The sequence below is a fragment of the Thioclava sp. FR2 genome (assembly GCF_051200875.1).
Lineage (GTDB): Bacteria > Pseudomonadota > Alphaproteobacteria > Rhodobacterales > Rhodobacteraceae > Pseudotabrizicola.
Genome location: NZ_CP195191.1, coordinates 2,430,982 through 2,455,043, shown reverse-complemented (window position 1 = coordinate 2,455,043; position 24,062 = coordinate 2,430,982). Strand labels below are relative to the sequence as shown.

At 59.2% G+C, this 24,062-nt stretch carries 26 protein-coding genes; 14 read left to right on the top strand and 12 right to left on the bottom strand.

Annotated features, from left to right (window positions below):
• Nucleotides 1-30: 30 nt before the first annotated feature.
• The 10 genes from ACSBLW_RS11925 to iolB all read left to right on the top strand — a co-directional run bounded on the left by ACSBLW_RS11925 (nt 31) and on the right by iolB (nt 11,122).
• Nucleotides 31-849, top strand: coding sequence for a TIM barrel protein (locus ACSBLW_RS11925; protein ID WP_435256842.1), 819 nt, complete (start codon nt 31-33; stop codon nt 847-849).
• 89 nt (nt 850-938) lie between these two features.
• On the top strand, nt 939-1,880 hold the full coding sequence (locus ACSBLW_RS11920) for a sugar ABC transporter substrate-binding protein (RefSeq protein WP_435256841.1): 942 nt from the start codon (nt 939-941) through the stop codon (nt 1,878-1,880).
• Nucleotides 1,881-1,985: 105 nt separating this feature from the next.
• Nucleotides 1,986-3,053 carry an ABC transporter permease gene (locus ACSBLW_RS11915; RefSeq protein WP_435256840.1) on the top strand — a complete coding sequence of 356 codons (1,068 nt, stop codon included), beginning with the start codon at nt 1,986-1,988 and terminating at the stop codon, nt 3,051-3,053.
• Between the two features lie 5 nt (nt 3,054-3,058).
• Complete coding sequence (locus tag ACSBLW_RS11910; protein ID WP_435256839.1) at nt 3,059-3,829, top strand: ATP-binding cassette domain-containing protein; 771 nt, start codon at nt 3,059-3,061, stop codon at nt 3,827-3,829.
• Entirely contained in the window at nt 3,826-4,593 is a 768-nt protein-coding gene (locus ACSBLW_RS11905) for an SDR family oxidoreductase (RefSeq protein WP_435256838.1), read from the top strand. Before ACSBLW_RS11910 ends, ACSBLW_RS11905 begins: the two co-directional genes overlap by 4 nt.
• Nucleotides 4,594-4,615: 22 nt before the next feature.
• A complete protein-coding gene (iolG, locus tag ACSBLW_RS11900) occupies nt 4,616-5,617 on the top strand; it encodes an inositol 2-dehydrogenase (protein ID WP_435256837.1) in 1,002 nt (333 codons plus the stop codon).
• A complete protein-coding gene (locus tag ACSBLW_RS11895) occupies nt 5,617-7,515 on the top strand; it encodes a bifunctional 5-dehydro-2-deoxygluconokinase/5-dehydro-2-deoxyphosphogluconate aldolase (protein ID WP_435256836.1) in 1,899 nt (632 codons plus the stop codon). The genes iolG and ACSBLW_RS11895 overlap by 1 nt, the downstream gene beginning before the upstream one ends.
• Before the next feature lie 4 nt (nt 7,516-7,519).
• The gene (iolD, locus tag ACSBLW_RS11890; RefSeq protein WP_435256835.1) at nt 7,520-9,349 is read left to right on the top strand and encodes a 3D-(3,5/4)-trihydroxycyclohexane-1,2-dione acylhydrolase (decyclizing); all 1,830 of its coding nucleotides are present in this window, start codon (nt 7,520-7,522) and stop codon (nt 9,347-9,349) included.
• Complete coding sequence (gene iolE, locus ACSBLW_RS11885; RefSeq protein WP_435256834.1) at nt 9,346-10,242, top strand: myo-inosose-2 dehydratase; 897 nt, start codon at nt 9,346-9,348, stop codon at nt 10,240-10,242. The genes iolD and iolE overlap by 4 nt, the downstream gene beginning before the upstream one ends.
• A gap of 73 nt (nt 10,243-10,315) precedes the next feature.
• The gene (gene iolB, locus ACSBLW_RS11880) at nt 10,316-11,122 is read left to right on the top strand and encodes a 5-deoxy-glucuronate isomerase (RefSeq protein ID WP_435256833.1); all 807 of its coding nucleotides are present in this window, start codon (nt 10,316-10,318) and stop codon (nt 11,120-11,122) included.
• A gap of 63 nt (nt 11,123-11,185) precedes the next feature.
• On the opposite strand, the gene rpsO is transcribed toward iolB, so the two are convergent.
• The gene (gene rpsO, locus ACSBLW_RS11875) at nt 11,186-11,455 is read right to left on the bottom strand and encodes a 30S ribosomal protein S15 (RefSeq protein ID WP_435256832.1); all 270 of its coding nucleotides are present in this window, start codon (nt 11,453-11,455) and stop codon (nt 11,186-11,188) included.
• Nucleotides 11,456-11,813: 358 nt separating this feature from the next.
• On the opposite strand from rpsO, the gene ACSBLW_RS11870 reads away from it, so the two are divergent.
• Complete coding sequence (locus ACSBLW_RS11870) at nt 11,814-12,935, top strand: calcium-binding protein (RefSeq protein ID WP_435256831.1); 1,122 nt, start codon at nt 11,814-11,816, stop codon at nt 12,933-12,935.
• Nucleotides 12,936-12,938: 3 nt separating this feature from the next.
• Here the strand turns inward: ACSBLW_RS11870 and ACSBLW_RS11865 are convergent, their stop codons facing one another.
• The 5 genes from ACSBLW_RS11865 to rbfA are packed head-to-tail and all read right to left on the bottom strand — an operon-like array spanning nt 12,939 to nt 16,475.
• The gene (locus ACSBLW_RS11865; protein WP_435256830.1) at nt 12,939-13,832 is read right to left on the bottom strand and encodes an alpha/beta fold hydrolase; all 894 of its coding nucleotides are present in this window, start codon (nt 13,830-13,832) and stop codon (nt 12,939-12,941) included.
• A gap of 51 nt (nt 13,833-13,883) precedes the next feature.
• Nucleotides 13,884-14,396, bottom strand: a complete 513-nt coding sequence (locus ACSBLW_RS11860; protein ID WP_435256829.1) for a DUF1643 domain-containing protein — start codon at nt 14,394-14,396, stop codon at nt 13,884-13,886.
• Nucleotides 14,397-14,408: 12 nt separating this feature from the next.
• Nucleotides 14,409-15,314 carry a tRNA pseudouridine(55) synthase TruB gene (gene truB / locus ACSBLW_RS11855; protein ID WP_435256828.1) on the bottom strand — a complete coding sequence of 302 codons (906 nt, stop codon included), beginning with the start codon at nt 15,312-15,314 and terminating at the stop codon, nt 14,409-14,411.
• Between the two features lie 2 nt (nt 15,315-15,316).
• Complete coding sequence (locus ACSBLW_RS11850) at nt 15,317-16,060, bottom strand: phosphodiester glycosidase family protein (RefSeq protein WP_435256827.1); 744 nt, start codon at nt 16,058-16,060, stop codon at nt 15,317-15,319.
• Entirely contained in the window at nt 16,044-16,475 is a 432-nt protein-coding gene (rbfA, locus tag ACSBLW_RS11845) for a 30S ribosome-binding factor RbfA (RefSeq protein WP_435256826.1), read from the bottom strand. Before rbfA ends, ACSBLW_RS11850 begins: the two co-directional genes overlap by 17 nt.
• Nucleotides 16,476-16,575: 100 nt before the next feature.
• On the opposite strand from rbfA, the gene dapB reads away from it, so the two are divergent.
• Nucleotides 16,576-17,385 carry a 4-hydroxy-tetrahydrodipicolinate reductase gene (gene dapB / locus ACSBLW_RS11840; protein WP_435256825.1) on the top strand — a complete coding sequence of 270 codons (810 nt, stop codon included), beginning with the start codon at nt 16,576-16,578 and terminating at the stop codon, nt 17,383-17,385.
• 68 nt (nt 17,386-17,453) lie between these two features.
• A complete protein-coding gene (locus ACSBLW_RS11835) occupies nt 17,454-17,816 on the top strand; it encodes a dihydrodipicolinate reductase (RefSeq protein ID WP_435256824.1) in 363 nt (120 codons plus the stop codon).
• A 10-nt stretch (nt 17,817-17,826) separates the two neighbouring features.
• Here the strand turns inward: ACSBLW_RS11835 and ACSBLW_RS11830 are convergent, their stop codons facing one another.
• A complete protein-coding gene (locus ACSBLW_RS11830; protein ID WP_435256823.1) occupies nt 17,827-18,018 on the bottom strand; it encodes a DUF1674 domain-containing protein in 192 nt (63 codons plus the stop codon).
• 69 nt (nt 18,019-18,087) lie between these two features.
• Between ACSBLW_RS11830 and ACSBLW_RS11825 the strand changes: the two genes are divergently transcribed.
• Complete coding sequence (locus ACSBLW_RS11825; RefSeq protein WP_435256822.1) at nt 18,088-19,341, top strand: RsmB/NOP family class I SAM-dependent RNA methyltransferase; 1,254 nt, start codon at nt 18,088-18,090, stop codon at nt 19,339-19,341.
• On the opposite strand, the gene ACSBLW_RS11820 is transcribed toward ACSBLW_RS11825, so the two are convergent.
• The 5 genes from ACSBLW_RS11820 to ACSBLW_RS11800 are packed head-to-tail and all read right to left on the bottom strand — an operon-like array spanning nt 19,338 to nt 23,947.
• Complete coding sequence (locus tag ACSBLW_RS11820) at nt 19,338-20,075, bottom strand: SDR family NAD(P)-dependent oxidoreductase (RefSeq protein WP_435256821.1); 738 nt, start codon at nt 20,073-20,075, stop codon at nt 19,338-19,340. The two genes, ACSBLW_RS11825 and ACSBLW_RS11820, sit on opposite strands and share 4 nt — an antisense overlap.
• Complete coding sequence (locus tag ACSBLW_RS11815; protein WP_435256820.1) at nt 20,072-20,632, bottom strand: DUF3833 domain-containing protein; 561 nt, start codon at nt 20,630-20,632, stop codon at nt 20,072-20,074. Before ACSBLW_RS11815 ends, ACSBLW_RS11820 begins: the two co-directional genes overlap by 4 nt.
• Nucleotides 20,632-21,909 carry an MFS transporter gene (locus tag ACSBLW_RS11810; protein ID WP_435256819.1) on the bottom strand — a complete coding sequence of 426 codons (1,278 nt, stop codon included), beginning with the start codon at nt 21,907-21,909 and terminating at the stop codon, nt 20,632-20,634. Before ACSBLW_RS11810 ends, ACSBLW_RS11815 begins: the two co-directional genes overlap by 1 nt.
• Nucleotides 21,906-22,658, bottom strand: a complete 753-nt coding sequence (locus ACSBLW_RS11805; protein WP_435256818.1) for a DUF1365 domain-containing protein — start codon at nt 22,656-22,658, stop codon at nt 21,906-21,908. The genes ACSBLW_RS11810 and ACSBLW_RS11805 overlap by 4 nt, the downstream gene beginning before the upstream one ends.
• Nucleotides 22,655-23,947 carry an NAD(P)/FAD-dependent oxidoreductase gene (locus tag ACSBLW_RS11800; protein ID WP_435256817.1) on the bottom strand — a complete coding sequence of 431 codons (1,293 nt, stop codon included), beginning with the start codon at nt 23,945-23,947 and terminating at the stop codon, nt 22,655-22,657. The genes ACSBLW_RS11805 and ACSBLW_RS11800 overlap by 4 nt, the downstream gene beginning before the upstream one ends.
• Nucleotides 23,948-24,062 lie beyond the last annotated feature (115 nt).

Genomic DNA, 24,062 nt, shown 5'->3' with positions numbered 1-24,062 from the left:
CCATTAACGCAAGGTTAGGGAGGCCATGCGATGATTTCCTTCGCGCTGAACCACATGACCGTCGCCCGTTTAAGCTTCGTCGAGCTTGTGGATTTGGCTGCCGATCTTGGGTGCGTCGGTATTGAGGTTCGAAACGATCTGCCGCAACCCTTGTTTGACGGGATGTCGCCCGAAGCAGCGGGTGCGTTGATCCGTTCGAAAGGTCTGCGCCTGTTGGCCGTTGCAGAGGTCAAGCGTTTCAACGACTGGTCGGTCGACAAAGAGGCTGAAGCTATTGCGCTGATGAAAATCGCAAAGGCCGCCGGTGCCGAGGCTGTCAGTCTGATCCCGCGCAACGACAATCTGGGCATGGGCAACGGAGAGCGGCAGGCCGCTTTACGCGTGGCGTTGAAGGCGCTGCACCCGATGTTGGATGACCATGACCTTGTTGGAATGGTCGAGCCGCTTGGGTTTGAAATCTGTGCACTTCGTTACAAGGCGGAAGCCGTCGAAGCCATCGAGTCCTTGAATGCCAAGGACCGCTTCAAGCTGGTCCACGATACCTTCCATCACACCTTGGCGCATGGTGGGCCCTATTTCCCGGAACATACTGGGATCGTGCATATTTCCGGTGTCGCGGATCCGCATGTCTCGGTCGACAAGATGACTGACGCGCATCGGATTCTGGTCGATCGGGCGGATCGTTTGGGCAATGTCGAGCAATTGGCAAAGCTGTCTGAACTCGGTTGGAACGGCCCGGTCAGTTTCGAGGCGTTCGCGCCTGAAACGCACGCAAGCGCAAATCCAAAGGCGGATGTTGCTGCCTCTATCGCCTTCATCCGCAGCGGTCTTGCCAGCAAAGCGGCCTGACCAGCGGTATGGAAACGGGGCCCTTGGGAGAAGGTGGCCCTTCCGGTAAAATCATGGGTGCGCCGGACACCCGAATAGGGAGAGAGACGATGAAAAAGACACTGCTCGTTGCCGGCTTTGCCGCACTGATGTCGACCACCGCCATGGCGGAAACCGTCGGTGTTTCGATGGCACTGTTCGACGACAACTTCCTGACCGTTCTGCGCAACGGCATCCAGTCGCACGCCGATGCAAACGGCATCAGCGTCCAGATCGAAGACGCCCAGAACGACGTGGCCAAGCAGCTTGACCAGATCAACAACTTCATCGCTTCTGGTGTTGATGCCATTGTCGTGAACCCGGTTGATACCTCGGCAACCCAAGCGATGACGGACGCCGCTGCTGCTGCTGGTGTGCCGCTGGTCTATGTGAACCGTCAGCCGATCAACCTCGACACGCTTCCCGACAATCAGGCCTTCGTTGCCTCGAACGAAGTCGACTCGGGCACGCTGGAAACCATCGAAGTCTGCCGCCTGCTGAAGGAAAAGGGCAAGGACAACGCCAATGTCTATGTCATGATGGGCGAGCTTTCCAACCAGGCCGCAGTTCAGCGTACGGCTGACATCCATGACGTGATGGCCGCCGGCAAATGCGCTGTGACCCTGAATATCATCGACGAACAGACCGCAAACTGGTCGCGCGATCAGGCGCAGTCGCTGATGACGAACTGGCTGTCGACCAACACCGCGTTTGACGGCGTCATCGCCAACAACGACGAAATGGCCATCGGCGCCATTCAGGCGATGAAGGCTGCCGGTATCTCGATGGAAGACGTCGTCGTCGGCGGAGTTGACGCTACCCAAGACGCCTTGGCTGCCATGCAGGCAGGCGATCTGGACGTGACAGTGTTCCAAAACGCCGCTGCGCAGGGTTCGGGTTCGCTGGATGCGGCTGTGAAGCTCGCCAAAGGAGAAGCTGTTGACCAGAAAGTTTGGGTGCCGTTCGAACTCGTGACTCCAGCCAATATCGGCGATTACCTGTCGAAGAACTGATCTGCTGTTCTGGATCACAAGGCAAAAGGGGGCGGCGCTGCGGTGCCGCCCCTGTTTCCCGCCAGAAGAAGAATTTGCGCGCGGGTAATGGGAGAGGAAGACCAGATGGCACAAGCGACACATGGGATCGGAGGCTTGACCTACGATCCGGCGAAAAAGGCCAGACCACCTGAACTGAACGTTTTGATCGCGTTGATCCTGATCACGGTGGCTTTTGAACTGATTGGCCGCGTGATGGGGGACAGTTTTCTGTTCAACACGCGCGACAACGTGGATGCCATTTTCAACTGGCCACGGCTGAACATCATCATCCTTCAGGTGTCGATCATCGGCATCATTGCCCTTGGGGTGACGCAGGTCATCATCACGGGCGGAATTGATCTTTCTTCCGGCTCGATCGTGGGTGCCACGGCGATGATTACAATGAGCTTTGCGCAAACGGCCATCGTCAACGGCAACCCGAACCCCAAGGCGATCTTTGGCGATTGGGCAATGGATTTGCCCGTGATCATTCCCATCGTCATCGGTTTGGCCTGCGGCATTGCAGCGGGTTTTGTGAACGGGGCTTTGGTCGCCTTTACCCGAATTCCGCCCTTTATCGCCACACTTGGCATGATGGTCTTTGCCCGTGGTCTATCGCGTTGGTGGTCGAACGGAAACCCGGTTTCCTTCCCGACCGAAAGCTTCGCCTCCATCGGCAAAGGCATGATGCCCGTGGCGATCTTTGTGACGCTGGCCATTCTGTTCCACCTGATCCTGACGCAGACGAAATACGGCAAGCATTGCTATGCCATTGGGTCGAACGAACAAGCCAGCCGGATGTCCGGGATCAACGTCGCCAGCCATAAGGTGCTGGTCTACACCATCGCAGGGGCGCTTGCCGCCTTGGCTGCCGTCGTATTGTCCTCAAAGAACCTGACCGCACAAGCCGGTATGGGTGTAATGTACGAACTTGACGCCATCGCAATGGCGGTGATTGGCGGCGTGTCGCTTCAAGGGGGGCGAGGGTCTATCCTTGGCACCGTGCTTGGTGCCCTGATCTTCGGGGTGATTATCTCTGGTTTCACCTTCTTGAAGCTCGATGCCTACTATCAGGAAATGGTCAAAGGTGCGATCATCGTCGGTGCCGTCGTGCTTGACCAATGGCGCCAGCAAAGCCGCAGAAAGGGGTAAGCGAGATGAGCGATTTCATTCTGGAAACCCGCGGCCTAACCAAACACTATGGCGGGGTTCACGCATTGACCAACGCGAACTTTACCCTGAAGAAGGGTGAGCATGTCGCGATCATGGGCGATAACGGTGCGGGTAAATCCACCTTCGTTCGCCAGATCACAGGTGTGGAACAGCCGACCCGTGGTCAGATCATCTTTGACGGCAAGGAACATACTTTCGAAAGCCCGATTGAGGCGCGCGAGGCTGGGATTGAGACGGTGTTCCAGAACCTTGCTTTGGCAGATGATCTGGATGTGCCTTCGAACCTGTTTCTGGGTCGCGAAAAGATTCGCTTCAACCTTGGTCCTTTCTCTATTCTGGACAAGAAGGCGATGCGCGAGGCGACAATGGCGGCGCTGGAAAAAACAGCGGTTAAGATCCCTAATCTGTTGAACACGATCCGCAACATGTCGGGCGGACAACGGCAGTGTGTGGCGATTGCCCGGACGGCGGCCTTCAAGTCGAAACTGGTGATCATGGATGAACCAACCGCAGCCTTGGGCGTGCAGGAAACGGCGCAGGTTGAAAACATCATCCGCACCCTGAAAGATGCGGGTGAGCCACTGATCCTGATCAGCCACAACATGCGGCAGGTCTTTGATCTGGTGGATCGCATCGTCGTGTTCCGGCGCGGCCAGATCGTGGCGAACCTTCGCAAAGACGAGACGGATGGTCAGGATGTGGTTTCCTACATCACCGGTGCCAAAACCGGATCAGAGTTTGAGGGTGCCGCGTGAAACCGCATGAAAATACGTCTGCCCTGATCCTTGGGGGAACTCAGGGGTTGGGCCTGGCCATCGCCGAACGGCTGGTGGCTGATGGTTGCTCCCGGCTTGTGCTGGCGGCCCGCGACCCTGTCAAAGGGGAAGCTGCCGCCAGCCGGCTTGGGGCCAGTTTCGTGGCGGTTGACCTTGCTGACCACGCTGATGTAATTGCCTGCGTGAACCGGGCCACCGTCATCATGGGGCAGGTGAATGCGCTTTGCATTGCAGGGGCAAGCACCGAGCGCGGATCAATCCTGGATACAACTCCAGACGCCTTTGACCAGATGTTTGCCGTGAACACCAAGGGGCCTTTCTTTGCGATTCAGCGGGTCGCTCAGTTGGCCCGTGAGGCGGGGCATCCGGCCAGCATCGTCGCAATTCAGTCCATGGTCGTTCACTGCGGCCAAAGTTTCCTTGCACCCTATTCGGCGTCGAAGGCGGCGCTCGCAAATATCACCAAGAACGCGGCCAACGCTTTGCGCCATGATCGCATCCGCGTGAACGGCATCAACTGCGGTTGGATGGACACCCCCGGTGAGGATTTGATTCAGAAAAAATACCACGGTGCAAAAGAGGGTTGGCTGGAAGCGGCCGAAGCGCGTCAACCCTTTGGAATGCTGGTAAAGCCGCATCATGTCGCAGGTCTGGCGAGCTACTTGCTTGGGCCTCAATCTGGTGTAATGACCGGCGCTAACATAGATTTCGATCAAAACGTCAACGGCGCTTATCCCGAGTAAGGGGCGCAGAAAAGAGAATGCCATGTCGCTGAAATTCGCCATCCTTGGGGCCGGTCGTATCGGTCAAGTTCATGCCCGTGCGGTCGCCTCAACCCCCGGTGCAAAACTGGTTGCGATTGCCGATCCGGTTGCTGCCGCCGCGGAATCCGTCAAAGCCGCCTATGGCTGCGATGTTCGCACCATCGACCAGATTGAAGCGTCGAAAGACGTTGATGCTGTCGTGATCTGCACGCCAACAGATACTCATGCCGACCTGATCGAGCGCTTCACCAAAGCGGGCAAGGCCGTGTTCTGTGAAAAGCCCGTCGATCTGTCTTTGGCCCGCGTTCAGGCATGTCTGAAGACGGTTGAGGCAAACAAGGGCAAGGTCATGGTCGGCTTCAACCGCCGCTTTGACCCAGACTTCATGGGGGTCAAGGCCGCCATTGACGCGGGCAAGATCGGCGAAGTGGAAATGGTCACCATTACCAGCCGCGACCCCGGCGCGCCACCTGCCGACTACATCACCCGCTCGGGCGGCATTTTCCGTGACATGACGATCCACGACTTCGACATGGCTCGCTGGCTGTTGGGCGAAGAGGTGGAAAGCGTGATGGCTGCTGCCTCTGTCCTTACGGACAAGAAGATCGGCGAGTTGGGCGACTTCGACAGCGTCAACGTCATCCTGCGCACAGCATCGGGCAAGCAGGCGATCATCACCAACACCCGCCGCGCCACCTATGGTTACGACCAGCGGATCGAAGTTCTGGGATCGAAAGGCATGGCGCAGGCTGAAAACCACGGTGAAAGCCGCGTCGTTCTGGCAGACAAAGAAGGCTTCCGTTCGGCACCGCTGCTGAACTTCTTCATGACCCGTTACATCGCGGCTTACGCGAATGAAATCGCAGCCTTTGTTGCGGCGGTGAACAACAACGCTGAAACGCCGACGACCACCCATGATGGCATGATGGCGCTTGCCTTGGCAGAAGCGGCACTGAAATCAGCGAAAGAGGGTCGCGCGGTTCTGGTGTCGGAGATCCTGTGATGAAAGACCTTGACCTGATCACCATCGGGCGCAGTTCGGTTGACCTCTATGGTGGTCAGGTCGGCGGTCGTCTGGAAGACATGGCGTCCTTCCAGAAATATGTCGGCGGTTCGCCCACCAACATGTCGGTGGGCACCGCACGGCTTGGGTTGAAATCGGCCCTGATGACCCGTGTGGGTGATGAACACATGGGCCGCTTTATCCGCGAGCAATTGGCGCGCGAAGGCGTCTGCGTGGATGGAGTAATCACCGACAAAGATCGGCTTACGGCCTTGGTTCTGCTAGGCATTCGGGACGAGCATCGTTTTCCGCTGATCTTTTATCGCGAAAATTGCGCCGACATGGCGCTGTGTGAGGATGACGTTGATCCGGCCTTCATCGCCCGTGCGCGCGCAGTCGTGGCGACGGGTACCCATCTGTCGCATAAAAAGACCGAAGCCGCCGTTCTAAAGGCTTTGCGTCTGGCGCGTGAAAATGGCGCGCAGACAGCGCTGGACATCGACTATCGCCCCAATCTCTGGGGGCTTTCGGGCCATGGCGATGGTGAGAACCGATTCATCGAAAGTGCGGCCGTGACGGCAAAGCTGCAATCGACCCTGCATCTTTTTGATCTGATCGTGGGGACAGAGGAAGAATTCCACATCGCAGGCGGTTCGACCGACACTATCGAAGCGCTGCGTGCCGTCCGCAAGGTGTCGAAGGCGACGCTGGTCTGCAAACGCGGCCCGATGGGGGCCGTGGCCTTTACCGGCGATGTGCCAGACAGCCTTGATGAAGGTGAGGCCGGACCGGGCTTTCCGATCGAGGTGTTCAACGTTTTGGGCGCAGGTGACGGCTTTATGTCCGGGCTTTTGAAAGGCTGGCTGGATGGTGAGACTTGGCCTGTCGCCTTGAAATACGCCAATGCCTGCGGGGCGTTTGCCGTCAGCCGCCATGGCTGTGCGCCCGCCTATCCAAGCTGGGAAGAACTTCAGTTCTTCTTCAAGCGCGGGGTGGTGAACAAGGCTTTGCGCCACGACCAGCCGCTGGAACAAATTCATTGGTCCACTAACCGGACCGGTGATTGGTCCACCATGCGGGTCTTTGCCTTCGACCACCGGATGCAGCTTGAAACGCTGGCCGGGGCTGATGCAAAGAAGATCGGCGCGTTCAAGAAGCTGTGCCTTGATGCGGCGACGCAGGTCCAAGGTGGCAAAGCCGGATACGGTATTCTTTGCGACAACCGTCTGGGGCGTGACGCGCTTTACGCAGCTGCCGAAACGGGTCTGTGGATCGGGCGCCCCGTCGAATGGCCGGGCTCGCGCCCGCTGACCTTGGAGCCGGAACTTGGGCCGGATTTCGGCGCACTGAACGAATGGCCCCTGTCGCATGTGGTCAAGGTTCTCTGCTTCTATCACCCTGATGACACTGCCGAAATGAAGGCCGAGCAGGAAGCGACCGTTACGCGCCTGTTCCATGCATCACGGCGCAACCGGCTGGAGTTCCTGCTCGAGGTGATCCCGTCGAAGGCAGGCCCGGTGGATGACCAGACGACGGCAAATGTCATTCAGCGCTTTTACGATATCGGGGTCTATCCCGACTGGTGGAAACTGGAACCGATGCAAACCGATGCGGGTTGGCAAGCGGCCTGTGACGCGATCACGCGCAATGATGCCCATACCCGTGGTATCGTCGTGCTGGGGCTTGGCGAAAGCGAAGAGACCTTGGCCGCCAGCTTTGCCAAAGCGGCAAAATTCGATCTGGTGAAAGGGTTTGCCGTTGGCCGCACGATCTTTGCTGAGGCGGCCGAAGGCTACATGTCGGGCAAGATTGCGGCTGATCAGGCCGTAAAGATGATGGCAGACAATTACACGCGCCTTTGCACCCTTTGGGACGCTGCGCGGAAGAACAGGGGGTAATCCAATGGCGACGATCCGTTTGACCGCCGCACAGGCGATGGTGCGCTATCTGGCAGCGCAAAAGAATGAGGATGGCGACCGTTTTCTGGCCGGTGTCTGGGCTATTTTTGGTCACGGTAACGTGGTCGGTCTGGGTGAGGCGCTGCACGGCATTCAAGATGACCTGCCGACCTATCGTGGCCAGAATGAGCAGTCGATGGCCCATGCCGCGATCGCCTATGCCAAGCAGTTGGGTCGCAAGCGGGCGATGGCGGTGACCTCCTCGATCGGACCGGGCGCATTGAACATGGTGACGGCGGCAGGTCTGGCGCATGTGAACCGCCTGCCGGTTCTGTTCATACCGGGTGATGTCTTCGCCCACCGTGGCCCCGATCCGGTGTTGCAACAGATCGAGGATTTTGGCGACGGCTCGATGACCGCGAATGATTGCTTCCGCCCGGTCAGCCGTTACTTCGACCGCATCACGCGTCCCGAACAACTGTTGACCGCTCTGCCGCGCGCGCTGCGGGTGATGACTGATCCTGCGGAATGTGGGCCGGTGACGCTCTCCTTCTGTCAGGATGTGCAGGGTGAGGCCTTCGACTACCCCGAAGAGTTCTTCGCCGAAAAGGTCTGGCGCCTGCGCCGCGTGCAACCCGATCCGGTAGAACTGGACGCAGTTGCCGCGATCCTGAAAGCAGCCAAGCGTCCGGTGATCGTTGCCGGGGGCGGCGTGCATTATGCCTTTGCCACCGATGCGCTGCGTGCCTTTGCCGAGGCGCACCAGATCCCGGTTGTGGAAACACAGGCCGGAAAGTCGGCGATGCCCTGGGATCATGCGCTGAATTTTGGTCCTGTCGGTGTAACCGGTGCCAGCAGCGCCAACGCGATCTGCGAAAACGCGGATGTGGTCTTTGGCGTCGGGACCCGTTTTCAGGATTTCACCACCGGCTCGTGGTCACTGTTCAAAGAGCCTAACCGCAAGCTGATCAGCCTGAACGTGGCCGCCTATGACGCCATGAAACACGGGGCTGAACCGCTTTGCGCCGATGCGCGCGACGGTCTGGTTGCGCTTGCCAAGGCGCTGGAAGGCAAGTCATTCGCGGCCCCAAGCGCCAAGCTGAAGGCCGACTGGTTTGCTGCTGCCGATGCAGCATGTGTCGCACCGGGTGAGCAGAACGCTCTGGCCACGGATCAACAGGTGGTTGGCGCGGTTCAGCGCGCATCGGGCGAAGACACCGTGGTCATGTGCGCCGCTGGCACTATGCCGGGTGAATTGCACAAGTTGTGGAAATCGACGCGGCCCATGTCTTACCACATGGAATATGGCTTTAGCTGCATGGGTTATGAAATTGCTGGAGCCATGGGTATCAAGATGGCCCAGCCGGAACGCGACGTGATCTGCTTTGCCGGTGATGGAACCTATATGATGATGAACTCCGAGATGGCGACGGCCGCCATGTTGGGCATATCCTTTACCGTCGTGATCACTGACAACCGCGGCTATGGCTGCATCAACCGGCTGCAAATGGGCACCGGCGGGGCCGAGTTCAACAACCTCTATGCCCATTCCCGGGTTGAGGCACAGCCGCAAATCGACTTTGCCGCCCATGCTGGCAGCATGGGAGCGACCAGCGTAAAGGTCAGCAGCATTGCTGAGTTCGAGGCCGCATTGGCCAAGCGTCGGTCAGTGAAAGGCCCCTATGTCATCGTAATCGACACCACCCCCTATCATGACCATCCGCTGGGCGGCACATGGTGGGAAGTTGGTGTCCCCGAAGTCAGCGTGCGGCCATCGGTGAACGAGGCCCGCGCAAATTATGAAACCAAACGGAAAGATCAGGCTCGCATATGATCCGCTTCGGCACCAATCCCATCGCCTGGGCCAATGACGACGACCAGTCGCTTGGGGCGAACATCCCTACCAACCGCATTCTGGACGAAGCGGGCCGCCAAATTGGCTTTGACGGGATCGAAAATGGCCATCGCTGGCCGCAGAACGACCCCGAAGCCCTGCGCGCATTGCTGGCCGAATACGGCCTGAAATTCGTCTCGGGCTGGCATTCGCTCAACTTGCTTGCGAATTCGGTCGAGGACGAGAAAAAGGCAATCCAGCCGCATCTGGACAAGCTGAAGCACAACGGTTGCAAGGTGGCGATCACCTGCGAGACCTCGAACTCGGTTCAGGGTCTGGATCAGCCGCTCTCGACACGGCCCGTGCTGGATGCGGCAGGGATGAAAGACTTTGGCGCAAAGGTCGAGGAAATCGCGGCCTATTGCGCGGCCCAAGGGATAGATCTGGTCTATCACCACCACATGGGCACCGTTGTGCAAAGCCCCGAAGACATCGATGCCTTCATGGCGGCGACGGGGCCTGCGACCAAGCTCTTGTTCGATGCGGGTCACTGCTATTTCGGTGGCAGCGACCCGGCCAAGGTGTTGGCCAAGCATGTCGGCCGTGTTAAGCACTTCCATGCCAAGAACGTGCGCCCGACCGTTCGGGCCAAGGTCGAAGGCGAGGGCCTGTCCTTCATGGATGGCGTTCGCGCTGGTGTCTTTACAGTTCCCGGTGACCAGGATGGCGCCATTGATTTCGCGCCACTGCTGAAAATCCTTGCCGAGAATGGCTATGACGGCTGGATCGTGATCGAGGCCGAACAGGACCCCGATCAGCGCAATCCGCTGCTGTATCAGACCTTGGGTCTGGCCACGCTGAAACGTCTGTCAAAAGCGGCCGGTCTGATCTGACGGACAGGGCAGGTCCGGGGGCCAGCCCCCGGACCCCCGGGATATTTCAAGACAGAAAATGGAGATTGGGCCGATGAGCAAGCTTTTGGTGAAGCCAAGCGGAACCTCTGGCAAGGTTCATGACACAACCCCGGAAAGCGCTGGTTGGGGTTATGTTGGTTTTCAGCTTTATCGGCTGTCCGCAGGGGAAAAGGCCGCCGGTTCCTTGGGGGACAGAGAGGCGATTGTTCTCTATGTCGAGGGCAAAGGGCGGCTGAAAGGGGCCGGGCGCGATTGGGGCGTTCTGGGGGATCGTCTGAGCGTCTTTGAGCGGACGCCGCCCCATGCCGTCTATTTGCCCGACGGGTCGGACTGGTCGGTCGAGGCGACGACGGATCTGGTGCTGGCGATCTGCACGGCTCCCGGAAAGGGCGGGCATCCCGCGGCGCAGATCGGGCCGGAGGGCATTGAGCTGACCCCGCGTGGCAAGGGCACAAATACACGCTATGTGAACAACATCGCCATGGAAGGCCGGGATGTGGCTGACAGCCTTTTGGTGACCGAGGTCTTTACGCCGTCAGGCAACTGGTCGTCCTATCCGTCGCATCGGCATGATGAAGATGACTTCCCGAACATGACTTATCTGGAAGAGACCTATTATCACCGTCTGAACCCGGAACAGGGGTTCGCAATCCAACGCGTCTACACCGAAGACGGCAGTCTGGATGAAACGATGACCGTAAAGAACCACGATCTGACCCTTGTTCCAAAGGGCCATCATCCCTGTGCGGCCCCCTATGGCTATGACCTTTACTATCTGAACGTCATGGCTGGTCCACTGCGGAAATGGCGGTTCAAGAATGACCCAGACCATGACTGGATCGCGCAGCGCGATGCCTAAGGTAAAATGAAAAACGCCCGCTCCTGATGGGGCGGGCGTTTTCCTGAAACCTGTGGTTTCGGATCAGCGACGCAGGCCGAGCCGTGCAATCAGGCTGGCATAACGGGCTTCGTCCTTTGCCTTCAGATAGTCGAGCAGCTTACGACGCTGGGCGACGAGCATCAGAAGACCACGACGGGAATGGTTGTCCTTCTTGTGGCTCTTGAAGTGCTCGGTCAGCGTGGCGATGCGCGACGACAGGATCGCAACCTGAACTTCTGGCGAACCGGTGTCGCCTTCCTTGGTTGCGTATTCCTTGATCAGGCGGGTCTTTTCTTCAACAGTAATCGACATCGGATGTCTCCTTGTTCAGAAGGGTGAAGGTGCAAGCCGGGATGTCGTCCAGCAAGACCGATGGCCCCAACCGATTCCTGAGCGGCATCTGGAAGGGATGCGCGCGTATAGGGGAAAACCGGCTGAAAGAAAAGGGCGTTTGCGCCCAAAGCCCGTCTAGAGAGAAGGGTGTTTGCCCTTCGTTAACCAGTTTCTGAAAAAACCGTTTATTATCATGGGCCTGTTCTATCTGGTCAGGTGTTTTCGTGGTATGTTCCGGTTAAGGTGCCCAGCGAACCTTCGGCGCCGTGGCGGTCGACGCAATCTGATCTCGCTACAGACTGCGCCGAGCGGCTGAGTTTGATGTAGGAAAAGTGTAATGTTGGCGTTCTTCGCGATTTTTGGTGCTTTGGGGGCTGGTCTGCTTGCCGATACCTTCCTGTCTTCCCGGGGTGGTGCGGATGTCTCAGAAGATGAGGATGATCTGGAAGAGACGGAAAGCGCCGAGGATGAAGACGATGAGCAGGCGGGCCGCTCGCTTTTCGATTGGGCCAGCATAGCGGATGAATCGGATGATGATGAGGCGGAGGTCGAAGCGCCTCGCGCCGTGAATCGGTTCGCGGATCTGTTTGCGCGCGATTTCGAGAATGTCGATGATGGGATGCCCGTCTCAATCGATCTTCCTGATCCTGTCGACCCTTCCGAAACACTCACAGGCGGATTTGGACATGACATCTTGTCTGGCCAAGATGGCGGAGACGATCTCAGCGGTGGCTCTGGCAATGACCAATTGACCGGGCGGGGCGGGAACGACCGCCTGCGCGGCGAAGATGGCGATGACATCTTGGTTGGTGAAGACGGCGATGACCAGATTTTCGGTGGGGATGGCGATGACATTGGCGAGGGCGGAGCGGGTAATGACCTGCTTCGTGGGGAAGATGGCGACGATTCATTGGCGGGCCATGCCCAAGATGATGTTCTTTTCGGCGGTCATGGTGCGGACACGCTTCATGGCGGGGAAGGTCAGGATCAGGTCGATGGGGGAAGCGGCGACGATTGGTTGACCGGCGGCAGCGGGGATGACCTTTTGTCGGGCGGTACAGGCCAAGATACTTTGGATGGCGGATCTGGCGATGACACGCTGATCGGAACGGCCGATGGACAGGACGACACTGACATAGACTTGTTAAATGGCGGCGACGGCGATGATGTGCTGAAATTGGGCGCCGGGGATTGGGGCTCGGGTGGCGCTGGTGCGGATCGGTTCGAACTGACGGATATTTCCGCCGACGCGGCCCCGGCTCACATCACGGACTTTGTGATAGGGGAAGACAACCTTGTGATCTTGTTCGATCTGGCGATGCACCCAGACCCGGTTCTGACCCTATCATTCGCCGAAGGCTCTGACGCCGCGACGGTCCTGTTGGACGGCGTTCCGCTGGCTGTTGTTGACATTGCCTCCGGACTGACGCCCGACCTGATTTCCCTGCGGCCGAACTGACTCCTAGCTGAAGAACGGAACAAAGGCGTCCAGCACGGCCTGCGGGTCTTCTTCCATCACAAAATGGCCGCTGTCACAGGGGCTTGCCTCAACATTCAGTGCCCATTTTCGCCAGATGCCAGCTGGGTCTCCAGTTCGGGCAGGAAATCCATGATGCCCGTAAAGAAAGCGCAATGGGGCGACGATCTCGTTGCCAGCAGACCGGTCTTCCTCATCGTCAGCGCGGTCGGTTGTTGCACCGGCACGGTAATCGGCACACATGGCGTGAATGCGCGCAGGCTCTGCGCCTTGCTGACGATAACTGGAAAGACTGTCAGCCGGAAAGACATCCAAAGATTTCTCTTTGGTCCAGCTTTTCAGTGTCCAGTCAAAATAGGCTTGCGGATCTGCCCCGATCATCCTTTCAGGCAAGGGTGATGGTTGCGCAAGAAACGTCCAGTGATAGGCCGCCATAGCCAGATCCGCCCCCCAATTCGCCCAGTAATCGGCGGTTGGGGCAATTTCGATAATGCCCAACCGCCTCACACGGGCGGGATGGTCCAACGCCAGCCTATAGGCGACCCTCGCGCCGCGATCGTGGCCAAGAACGTCGGCGTCAGGCAAACCAAAGGCCTCCATCAAGTCAACGATATCCAACGCCATCCGGCGCTTGGAATAGGTATAGTGCTGCGGATCGTCAGGCGGCGCATCAGACAACCCATATCCGCGCAAATCCGGGACAATGACCTGATGACTTTCTGCCAGTTTCGGTGCAACGCGCGACCAGCACATTCCGTTTTGCGGATAGCCATGCAGCAACATCAACGCCGGACCTTTTCCCGCGGTCTGGACCGAGAGTGTCACATCGCGCAGCGCAACCCGCTGTCGCTGAAATCCGGGGATAACAGGTTCGGACATTCGGGCCTCCTCGCCGTCAGGACTGCCCCTGTACTCTAGCAAGGAAAGCGCCTAGGTCCATCGCTCCGGTCTCTGGTCGTAAGCGATATAAAGCGGATGCCTTGGTAGCCCGGCTTTTGTCACGCCAAGATTCCACAAAATCTGATCCCGTCCCCGCAGCATCTGCGCGACAACATCGCTTCTGCCCAGATGGGCGCCATGTGCCCCCCATCCACATAAGATCATATTGGGTCGCCACTCTGTCAGGCTGTGCAGAAGCAAATCGTTATTCTCCGGACCAACCGGGTCGGCGGCGGCCTTCATCACGCGCGGGTCGGTTGCGCGAAAGGCGAATAGATTGACAATCCGCATGGCCCCAAAGCCCAGATTGCGAGCCCGCCTTTCGCAGCGCTCGATCGTCGGATCGTTCTGAACCTCTGTCGCGGTTGAAGGGTTCAGCATGATCAGCATGATCCGCGGGGCGGTATCGTTCCAGCTTCGTGTCAGAAGATACCGATAGGTCTCGCAGTCGGAATAGACGGCCTCGGACGCGGCATCCCCTTTCAGATGGCTTCGGTGGATCACGGCCTTACCACCTTACCGGTTCAGCACCCGGCTGGGATGCAACTCGCCGCCTTGATAGCGGCCAATCGCAATCGCCTGACCCTCATAGCTTGCCCAAGCCTCGGTTCCCCACTCCAGACCGCTGGCAATCACCATTCCGGGGTTGCCATTGCGCAGGCGCGCCGCACCTTCCGGGGTGGCGATGGTTTGCGGCAGATCGGCAAGCCCGATTTCCAAAGGTTGGAGCAATGTGTCGATGTCATCCGTGCGGGCCAGTTCCTCGATCTGCTCCAAGGTGACGGCACCCTCCGCTTCGAACGGGCCGCTCCATTCCCGGCGCAACCAAGCGACATGGCCAAGGCATCCCAAAGCTTTGCCAAGGTCGCGTGCGATTGACCGCACATAGCCCCCTTTGCCGCAGACCATTTCCAGATCAAGATGGTCGGCATCCGGCCTGCCGATAACCTCCAGACTTTCCACCCAAAGCGGCCGGGCGGCCAAATCCATCTCAACCCCCTCGCGTGCCAGATCATAGGCGCGCTCGCCGTCAACCTTCACAGCCGAAACCTGTGGTGGCACCTGCGTGATCTGCCCCCGGAACGTAGGCAGGGCGGCCTCTATCTCGGCATCTGTCGGGCGGTTGTCGCGGGTTTCGATCACTGTGCCGCTGGCGTCGTCGGTCGAGGTTGCGGCACCGAAAGTCACCCGAAAGCGATAGCATTTGGTGGCATCGGTCACATAGGGAACGGTTTTCGTGGCCTCACCCAAAGCCACCGCCAGAACGCCCGTCGCATCGGGGTCCAGCGTGCCGGAATGGCCCGCCTTCTGCGCCTGAAACGCCCATTTCACCTTGTTGACCACCTGCGTCGATCCAACGCCTGCCGGTTTGTCAATGATCACCCAGCCCGACACGGCCCGGCCTTTTTTCGTGCGTCCCATCGTTATTCCCTTGGTACCGCAAGCCCAACGATCGGGCCCATCGGAAAGCCCAGATCATCCCGCCCCAGTTCTGGCGCATAAAGGCGCGAGATTTTGCCATCAAAATAAAGGGCGTTGGGGGTCTGAAGCACATCCCGGAAGAACCGCGCAAACCGGTGGAAATTCACCCGCTCGTTCGACAGGACGAACAGCGCGGTTGTCCCATCCGCCGAAACCCCCACGCCATTGCGAATATATTCGCTATCGCTATCCGGGATCAGCCGCGGGTGCAGCTTTCCATCTATCACCAACATGGGGCCAGACTGGGTGGCCCAATTACAAGCCGGGGCAGAGGCCGCAAAGGTCCGGCTTTCAACCACAGCAAAGCTGCGACCGATGCAGAACACACCGTTCGGCAACAGCCCGAAATTTCCGGGGCCTTCACGCGTCACAATCCGGGCCACTTCGCGGCCCTTATCGACGAACAAACCAACCGGGGCGCGATCCGCGTGGTACATCCCCGCATTCATCGCAAAGCCAAGCTGCTTGCCTTCTTCGGCCAGTGCGTCATCCACGGCACCGAAACTGCCGTAGATTCCGTTTGGCCCGGTATGAAACAGCCGCAAATCCTCGTCCTGCTGCGCTTCGCAAACTGTCAGCGAGACGTCTTCAAACTCGGTATCCCGGCAGGAAGCAGCGAAAACCGCCTGCGGCAACAGGACGGTCAGAAAGGCGATGACACGCCACATCTCACGCGTCCCCGTCATCCTCATCATCACCCTCAGGTGACGCGATATCTTGGCGAACCTTGGGGTCTGAAAACAAACGTCGCGTTTCGTCCAGACGGTCAAAGGTTTCATCGGGGCGGAACCGCAGGTCGGGTGCGTATTTCAGCGTCAGTTCCGATGCCACGCGGTGACGAAGCTCGGCCTTGTTGCGGGCAAGTGCCTCAATCGCCTCTTCCACTTTGACCGATCCCATCAAGGGCATGACGTAAACCGTTGCTACCTTCAGATCGGGCGAGCAGGAAACCTCGCCCACCGTGATGGACATGCGGTTCAGGCCCGGGTCGTGAATTTCGGCCCGGTTCAAGACATCAGACAAGGTGCGGCGGATCAGTTCGCCCACGCGAAGCTGCCGCTGAGACGGGCCAGTGCCCGAGGAGAAGCGTTTGTTTGCCATGCGCGTTCCCATAATCTCTTTTCGCCCCCCCCGCAACGGCGGGCTTTTGTCCAGCGCAACAAGGCGCTAAACGGGGGGCAAGCAAGCGAAGGGACAGTCCATGTCAAATCTGCCGGGTATCGTCATCACTGGGGCTTCGGGACGTATGGGCCAGATGCTGGTGCGTCTGGTGACGGCCTCTGACAAGATGAAGCTGGTCGGCTGTGTTGAACGTTCTGGCGCCCCGGCGGTTGGCAAAGACATTGGCGAAGTCATCGGCATGGGCTCTCTTGGCGTGACCGTGACCGACGATCCGCTAGAGGCCTTTGCAAAGGCTCAGGCCGTGATCGACTTCACCACGCCTGCGGCTACCGTGGAATTTGCGGCGCTTGCCGCTCAGGCCCGCTGCGTCCATGTGATCGGCACCACCGGCATGGAAAAAGACCACATTGCCAAGCTGGAACCTGCGGCGCGCCACGCTGTCATCGTGCGGGCCGGGAACATGAGCCTTGGTGTCAACTTGCTGGTTCGGATGACCCAAAAGATCGCGGCTGCTTTGGACGAAGATTGGGATGTCGAAGTGGTCGAGGCCCATCACCGCATGAAGGTCGATGCGCCCTCGGGAACGGCGCTGATGCTGGGTCAGGCCGCCGCCGATGGGCGCGGCGTGGATCTGGATCAGGCCAGCGTGTCTGGCCGTGACGGAATCACAGGTGCGCGGGCCAAGGGCACCATCGGATTTTCCGCCATCCGTGGCGGCGACATCGTGGGCGAGCATGACGTGATTTTTGCCGCCGATGGTGAACGGGTGATCCTGCGTCATGTCGCAACTGATCGGGCCATCTTTGCCCGGGGCGCTCTTCGTGCCGCCCTTTGGGGACAGGGCCAAAAGCCCGGCCAATATGACATGATGGATGTGCTGGGCCTTTGATCCACTAAAAAGTGATCCGGCCTGCATGGTGATGCGTATCCTTTGGGTTTCGTGCCCAGAGGTGTGTCATGCGTCCTTTCCTGATCGCTCTCCTAGCCGCTCTTCTTCCCTTTTCCGCTTTGGCCAATGACTTTGAACCCATCAAGGACCGCGATGAATTTCTGTCGCTCGTCGGGGATAAGAACCTGCGGATCGGTCTGTATAACCTGACCTTGAAAGTCACGCCCGATGGCCAGATTTCTGGCAAGGCGATGGGGTGGGACATCACCGGCGCATGGGACTGGAAGGGCGGGTATTTCTGCCGGCAGATGGATTGGTCGGGGAAGGAAATCGACTACAACTGCCAACTGGTCGAAAAGCGCGGCGAGTCAGAGCTTCGCTTTACGTCGGATAAGGGCGCGGGCCAACGCGCGACCTTCCGTCTGCGCTAAGGTCCGCAGATCAAAAGTCGACCGCGATCCCTTTCTTTTCCCAATCGCCAAAACGCACAGGCTCTGGCCCGTCACGACCGCCAAGTTCAGGCGGTAAAGCCAGCTCTGCTGCTTTCTTTCGCCGCTCTTCAGCCTCCGCCAAGGCGCGCTGTGCGGCGGGGGGCAAGTCTTTCATCGGGGTGTCAGCGGGTGTGTCGGTCATGGCAGGTTCCCTCGGCTTGATCTTTGATATACGGGCAGGGGCAAAGGAAACAAGGCCGGGGCCGCTGAAATGACCAAGGACACATCCGCGCGGGTCACCGCAAGGGGGGCCGCGATCGCCCTTTTGAACGCGGTTTTGAGCGAAGGCCGGATGCTGGCCCAGCTTGCGGCGCCTGATGGCCTTTCCCCGGCGGACCGCGCGCGGGCCGAACGCCTTGCCACAGAAACCCTGCGCCAGCTTGACCGGATTGACCGCGTGCTGAAACCCTTGATGCGCAAGGCCCCGCCTTTGCCTGTCCTCAACACCCTGCGTCTGGCTGTGCTGGAACTGTCTCAGGGCACAGCAGCGCATGGCGTGGTGAACGAGGCGGTCAATGCCATCCGCCGCAATCGCAAGACGCAGCACATGGCGGGTCTGGTCAACGCCGTCTTGCGCGCCGTTCCTCAGCCACTTGACCTGTCGACGCTGCCGGCGCCCATGCTGCCCCGCTGGCTTCGCCAACCTCTGGTTCATACTTGGGGGCGCGAGGTCGTGACAGCGATCGAAGCAATCCACGCCCAGACCCCGCCCGTCGATCTGACGCCAAAGGCAAAGGCAACCGACCTGCCCGAGGGTGAACGCCTGCCGAACGGCTCGCTGCGTCTTGCCAATCCCGGCCAGATCTCGACCCTGCCGGGCTATGCCACAGGCGACTGGTGGGTGCAGGATGCCGCCGCCAGCCTTGCCGCGCGCCTGTTGGCCGTAAAGGCGGGGGATCAGGTGCTTGACCTCTGCGCAGCACCGGGGGGCAAGACCCTGCAACTGGCCGATGCCGGGGCCAAGGTTACGGCACTTGATATCTCTGACGCCCGCATGTCCCGCCTGCGGGAAAACCTTGCCCGCACCGGGCTTTCGGCAGAACTCGTCGTGGCCGATGCTTTGACATGGCAACCCGCCGAACGCTTTGACGCCATCCTGCTGGACGCGCCCTGTTCCGCCACAGGCACGCTGCGCCGTCATCCAGACCTTCCCCATATCAAAGACGGCAGCGAGATTTCCGACCTTGTCGCCCTGCAAGCCGCGCTGCTGGACCGTGCCCTTGGCTGGCTGAAACCCGGTGGGCGGTTGGTCTTTTGCACCTGCTCTTTGCTTCCAGCCGAAGGCGAGGAACAGCTTTCCGCCGCGCTTGAGCGCCATCCGACCCTAAGCGTCATCGCGCCAGAGATTTCAGGTGTCGATGCGGCTTGGATCTCCAAAGAAGGCGGTCTGCGCTTGCGCCCGGATTACTGGTCCGAAAAGGGCGGGATGGACGGCTTTTTCATGGCTTGCCTGAAGAAAGCCTAAGAGCGGCCGAAGATCCGGTAATAGGCCCAGTCGGGCAAGAATTGCGACAACCGGAAGACCCATGAAAACACCGTCGGGAAACTGGTCTTGAACCGGTTCGTTCCCATGTGTTCAAACATCGCCCGCGCGGCCTCGTCCGGTTCCATCAGGAAGGGCATCGAGAAATCGTTCTTCTCGGTCAGCCGGGTCCGGATGAAGCCCGGATTTGCCACCTGCACGGCAACTCCCGTTCCCCGTAAATCGCAATACATCGACTCGGCCAAAGCCATAACCCCCGCTTTCGATGCGGCATAGCCAATTGCCCCGGGCAATCCGCGAAAGCCGGACAGCGATCCCGTCAACACCACATGCCCATGCCCCCGGTGAACCATCTCGGGCAGCACTGCCCCGATCACACGCGCACAGCCAGTGAAATTGATGTCACACATGGCCTCGGCCCGCGTCGGCACCCAGTCTTGCGCCCGCATCGGCCAATAAACCCCGGCCAGATAGACAACGCCGTCAATCTCGCCGACGTCTTCTGCCGCCCTGCGGACCGAAGCGGTGTCCGACACATCGCAGACCACAGCACTGGCCTTGCCGGGAAGGCTGGCCACCGCCTCGGCCAGACGATCAGCAGAGCGTGCCGACAAGACCACCTCGACACCGGCGCGGCTCATCACCTGCGCCAAGGCCAATCCCAAGCCTTCTGACGCACCCACCAGCCAATAACGTTTTCCGGCCCAATCCCTCATGGTTCAACCCGCCGCATGGTCGCCACCAATTCGGCCACGGGAAGGCCGAACTTGCGAAACTGGCTGCGATTCATGATCGTGCCGTTTTCCATCAGATACATCCAGTCCGTGACTGACAGGACATGCCCCCCCGCCTTTTCATCCAGCTTGATCCTGTAAACCATCTGCACGGCGGGGCCTGACGCCACACCTTTGCCCTCGCCCACGACATCGGGCGCAGTCGCGATGATCCGGCCATCATTCCCGCAGCGCAGGGTCCAACATCTGTCAACGACTTCGCCGCTGTCATAGTGAAACCGTTCTTTCAGGCGGCCTGTATTGCCGTCCCATTCGCCAACCATATCGGCCACAAACCGGCTGCTGACGCGCCCTGTCGGACCATAGATCACACCCTCGCACAGGATGGGGCCATTCAGGTGATTGCGCAGGTCAAAAGCAGGGCCACGTTCTGCGAAGTCTTCTGGGGATTGACTCCGGAACCCGATGAACCGCGTCTTCATGGCCAAAAGCGCCAAGATCACCAGCATCCCCAAACCGATCTGGAAAATCGCTTCCATTACCGCTCCTCCACCTTGTCAAAGGTCATCACCAGACCCAAGGCCACGATCTTCAGCCCGCAAGGCAAAGCCGCATAAAGCAGTGTCAGAAGGGCCATTTGGTCAGGCCCGTTTGCGGCACCCGATGCAAAACCCTTGGCCTCCAGCAAGGGCAACAACACGGCCGCTGCAAGGGCCAAGGACAGTTTCGATGCAAAGGACCACATCCCGAAAGCCGAGGTTTCCCCACCCTGTGCCAAACGAGCCAATCGGCGGGAAAACATCGCAGGAAGCAGGGTAAAATCCGCGCCGACGGCAAAGCCAGTCACCGCGCAAATGACGGCAAATGGGACAAGATCGCCAGCTTCAAGGTTGGCTGTCCAGACAAAGGCAGCAATCGATAGGCTCATCGCCACGATCAGGGCAGATCGCGCACCGATACGGCCTGCCAAAGCGCTCCAGACTGGCGCAGCAACAGCTGCCGATAAGAAATAAAGCAGCAAAAGCGGCCCTTCCCAGCCTGCTGCATCCAGCCGGGAGTCGACGAAGAACAAGAACAAGGTCGAGGTCACGGCAACCGGACTTGCATTCACCACGGCCAACAAAAGAAGGCGGCGCAGAACCGGATCCTTCAGCCCGCTATATTGCGTGGATATGCTCTCAAAGACATAGGCCTTCGTAGAGTTTGCAGGTTTTTCCGTTTCCCATTCCGGAAGCATGACCGCCAAAGCAGAGACCGAGAAAACTGCAAAGCACAGGGCAAACAGCGCAAAAGGTTCCTCTGTCCATCGCGCCAAGACGACAGGCGCCATTGCTGCCAGCGAAACGCCAATCAAAGACCCGGTTTCCCGCCAGCCGGCCAATCGGAGATGACCACCTTCACCCAGACCTTTCGCCCGGCCAACGCCTTCTGCATAAAACACGATGGTCAGAAACGAAAAGCTGGTGAACAGGCCACCCAAAGTGCAGCTGAACCAAAGCAGAGGCGGCAACAGGGGCGGCACCGCGAACAGCCCGATCATGGATACGGCCATAACCGCAGCTGCGCCTGTCACCATCGCCTTTCGTTGGGCCTTAGTCTGCTCGGCCAACCATCCCAGCAGCGGATCCTGAACAACGTCTATCAGCCTCAGCAGCGCCAGAACCACCCCAAGCCCGGCAAGGCCAACGCCATATTCATCAACATAGAATTTGGGCGCGTGAATATAGATCGGGATGCCCGCCATAGCGATCATCGCGGCAAAGATCGACCAAGGCCAAAGCCTCTCGCTTCGCTGGGCGCTCTCCAGAAGCATCATCGCGAAACCTCCTCACCCGGAGGCACAGGGCGCGACCGGAAGTGCACCCCTTTCAGCCACAGCTTCAACGCTTGCCAGTGGATCAGCGCCAACACCCGACGTGATCCAAAGGGCCGACGCAGGCAGGTGCGCAGGATCGCGCCATTGGTCAACGGCACGCGCTGCCCCACCAGATTGGTAAAGACCCCGCCTTCGGCCGATGTGTAGTCAATCCAGATACCAACCCGATCAGCCCGAATGTCAAACCGGAACAGGTATTCGCCAGTCAGGGGCTGAAAGGGCGAGACATGAAAAATCTTGCGCGCCGGCAGCGTGTCTTCCCGCGTAATCGGGGCTTGGTCCTCGTGATGCACAAGATAGGAATGGCGGTCGCCATAGGTATTCGTAACCTCGGCAATCGCCGCCCGCAAATGGCCAAGCTGATCATAGCACAGCCAGAAACTGACCGGGTTGAACACATGCCCCAAAACGCGCGGTTGCGCGATCAGCACAATCCGCTGTGGGGGGACAAGCCCGTGGCGATCCAACACCTCACGAACCCAATCCACCCCGCGCCCCTCTCCGGGTGCGCCGCCATGATCTTTGTCATGCACAGCTGTCAGATTGGCGCGGTTGCGCGAAAACAGGGCAGGGCCCTCAGCCTTCTCCGGCTCCAGCGCCACAAAGTCGACGCGATAACGAAACGCATTCTGCACCGGGCCCTTGCGCCCGTGAAAGGTTTCGCCCCGGATCAACTCGACCTGTGTCACGCCGCCACCTGCCGTGCATGACGGTTTTGCATGGCCTCGACCACATCGACGGCACTGGCAAACCCATCTTCGTGGAAACCGTTTTTCATCCATGCCCCGCAGAACCAGGTATTCTGCGTCCCGTTCATCCGCCGCACCTCGGCCTGAGCGGCCAAGGCCGCCTGATCATAGACCGGGTGGCGGAAGGTCACGCTGTCATAGATCATCTCTTCGCGGATCTGCCGATTGCTGTTCAGCGTCACGAAATGCGGGTCGTCCTGCGGAATGGGTTGCAGATTGTTCATCCAATAGGTCAGGTCAATCCGCTCTCCCGGCCCGCCTTTCGGTTCCACATAGGCCCAGCTTGACCAGATCTTCCGGCTGCGCGGCATCAGTGAGGTGTCGCAATGCAAGATCGCCTCGTTCGGTTGGTATTGCACAGCAGAAAGCACCTTCCTCTCTGCCTCGGTCGCATCGCTCAAAAGCCGCAAGGAGTCATCGGAATGCGTGGCAAAAACCACATCGTCAAACAGCTCCGGCTCGCCCCCCACACCACGAACAAGCACGCCTTCCCCAATGCGCGAAACGGACGCAACCTTTGCCCCCAGTCGAAGATCCGCGCCCTGCCGCCGAAGTTCTGCACTCAGCCGGGTGACATATTCAACGGATCCACCTTTCACAGTATACCACTGGTGCTGGCCGCTGGCCGACAGCAGCGCATGATTTTCAAAAAACCGCACCATTGCATCCGCCGGGAAATCCAGAATACCCTTTGTCGGGGTCGACCAGATCGCCCCGGAAAACGGCGTGATGTAATAGTCGCGAAAATACGCTCCGGTGCCCAAGGCTTTCAGCAAATCGCCAATCACCATGCCCGGCTTTGCCACCTCGGCCGCGTATTTGTTGAACCGCACAATATCGCGCAACATGGCTAGGAATTTCGGGTTCAACGCATTTCGACGTTGGGCAAAAAGAGTGTCCAAAGACGCAAGCCCATATTCGATCCGCCCGCCATCAATGCTGGCGCAAAAGCTCATATTGCTTTCGGTCACCGGGACATCCAGCTTTTCAAACAGCTTGACCAAATGCGGATAGTTGACCCGGTTAAAGACGATAAACCCCGTATCCACCGGCTGATCGCCCCGCTTTCCGGCCATGACCGTTCTGGCATGTCCGCCCAACCTCTGCTCAGCCTCGAACAGCACAACAGCATGGCTTTCGGCCAACATATGTGCTGCCGCCATCCCCGAAATGCCACCGCCAATCACAGCGATACGGCGGGGGGCAAGCGAGGGGGCTTCAAACGGCATGGTGCATCCTTTCGACGACAGTTCTGATGGTTACGCAACGGCGCTCTGTTTGGATCACTCCTTCCGCCTGTCCACAGGACAAACCACGATCGAGGGAAATTTTCCGTCGGTGGGT

Excerpts from the sequence above, each read along its gene's own strand:
- ACSBLW_RS11925 (WP_435256842.1), top strand. The coding sequence starts at position 31 with ATGATTTCCTTCGCGCTGAACCACATGACCGTCGCCCGTTTAAGCTTC.
- ACSBLW_RS11920 (WP_435256841.1), top strand. The coding sequence starts at position 939 with ATGAAAAAGACACTGCTCGTTGCCGGCTTTGCCGCACTGATGTCGACC.
- ACSBLW_RS11915 (WP_435256840.1), top strand. The coding sequence starts at position 1,986 with ATGGCACAAGCGACACATGGGATCGGAGGCTTGACCTACGATCCGGCG.
- ACSBLW_RS11910 (WP_435256839.1), top strand. The coding sequence starts at position 3,059 with ATGAGCGATTTCATTCTGGAAACCCGCGGCCTAACCAAACACTATGGC.
- iolG (WP_435256837.1), top strand. The coding sequence starts at position 4,616 with ATGTCGCTGAAATTCGCCATCCTTGGGGCCGGTCGTATCGGTCAAGTT.
- ACSBLW_RS11895 (WP_435256836.1), top strand. The coding sequence starts at position 5,617 with ATGAAAGACCTTGACCTGATCACCATCGGGCGCAGTTCGGTTGACCTC.
- iolD (WP_435256835.1), top strand. The coding sequence starts at position 7,520 with ATGGCGACGATCCGTTTGACCGCCGCACAGGCGATGGTGCGCTATCTG.
- iolE (WP_435256834.1), top strand. The coding sequence starts at position 9,346 with ATGATCCGCTTCGGCACCAATCCCATCGCCTGGGCCAATGACGACGAC.
- iolB (WP_435256833.1), top strand. The coding sequence starts at position 10,316 with ATGAGCAAGCTTTTGGTGAAGCCAAGCGGAACCTCTGGCAAGGTTCAT.
- rpsO (WP_435256832.1), bottom strand. The coding sequence starts at position 11,455 with ATGTCGATTACTGTTGAAGAAAAGACCCGCCTGATCAAGGAATACGCA.
- ACSBLW_RS11870 (WP_435256831.1), top strand. The coding sequence starts at position 11,814 with ATGTTGGCGTTCTTCGCGATTTTTGGTGCTTTGGGGGCTGGTCTGCTT.
- ACSBLW_RS11865 (WP_435256830.1), bottom strand. The coding sequence starts at position 13,832 with ATGTCCGAACCTGTTATCCCCGGATTTCAGCGACAGCGGGTTGCGCTG.
- truB (WP_435256828.1), bottom strand. The coding sequence starts at position 15,314 with ATGGGACGCACGAAAAAAGGCCGGGCCGTGTCGGGCTGGGTGATCATT.
- ACSBLW_RS11850 (WP_435256827.1), bottom strand. The coding sequence starts at position 16,060 with ATGACGGGGACGCGTGAGATGTGGCGTGTCATCGCCTTTCTGACCGTC.
- rbfA (WP_435256826.1), bottom strand. The coding sequence starts at position 16,475 with ATGGCAAACAAACGCTTCTCCTCGGGCACTGGCCCGTCTCAGCGGCAG.
- dapB (WP_435256825.1), top strand. The coding sequence starts at position 16,576 with ATGTCAAATCTGCCGGGTATCGTCATCACTGGGGCTTCGGGACGTATG.
- ACSBLW_RS11835 (WP_435256824.1), top strand. The coding sequence starts at position 17,454 with ATGCGTCCTTTCCTGATCGCTCTCCTAGCCGCTCTTCTTCCCTTTTCC.
- ACSBLW_RS11830 (WP_435256823.1), bottom strand. The coding sequence starts at position 18,018 with ATGACCGACACACCCGCTGACACCCCGATGAAAGACTTGCCCCCCGCC.
- ACSBLW_RS11825 (WP_435256822.1), top strand. The coding sequence starts at position 18,088 with ATGACCAAGGACACATCCGCGCGGGTCACCGCAAGGGGGGCCGCGATC.
- ACSBLW_RS11820 (WP_435256821.1), bottom strand. The coding sequence starts at position 20,075 with ATGAGGGATTGGGCCGGAAAACGTTATTGGCTGGTGGGTGCGTCAGAA.
- ACSBLW_RS11815 (WP_435256820.1), bottom strand. The coding sequence starts at position 20,632 with ATGGAAGCGATTTTCCAGATCGGTTTGGGGATGCTGGTGATCTTGGCG.
- ACSBLW_RS11810 (WP_435256819.1), bottom strand. The coding sequence starts at position 21,909 with ATGATGCTTCTGGAGAGCGCCCAGCGAAGCGAGAGGCTTTGGCCTTGG.
- ACSBLW_RS11800 (WP_435256817.1), bottom strand. The coding sequence starts at position 23,947 with ATGCCGTTTGAAGCCCCCTCGCTTGCCCCCCGCCGTATCGCTGTGATT.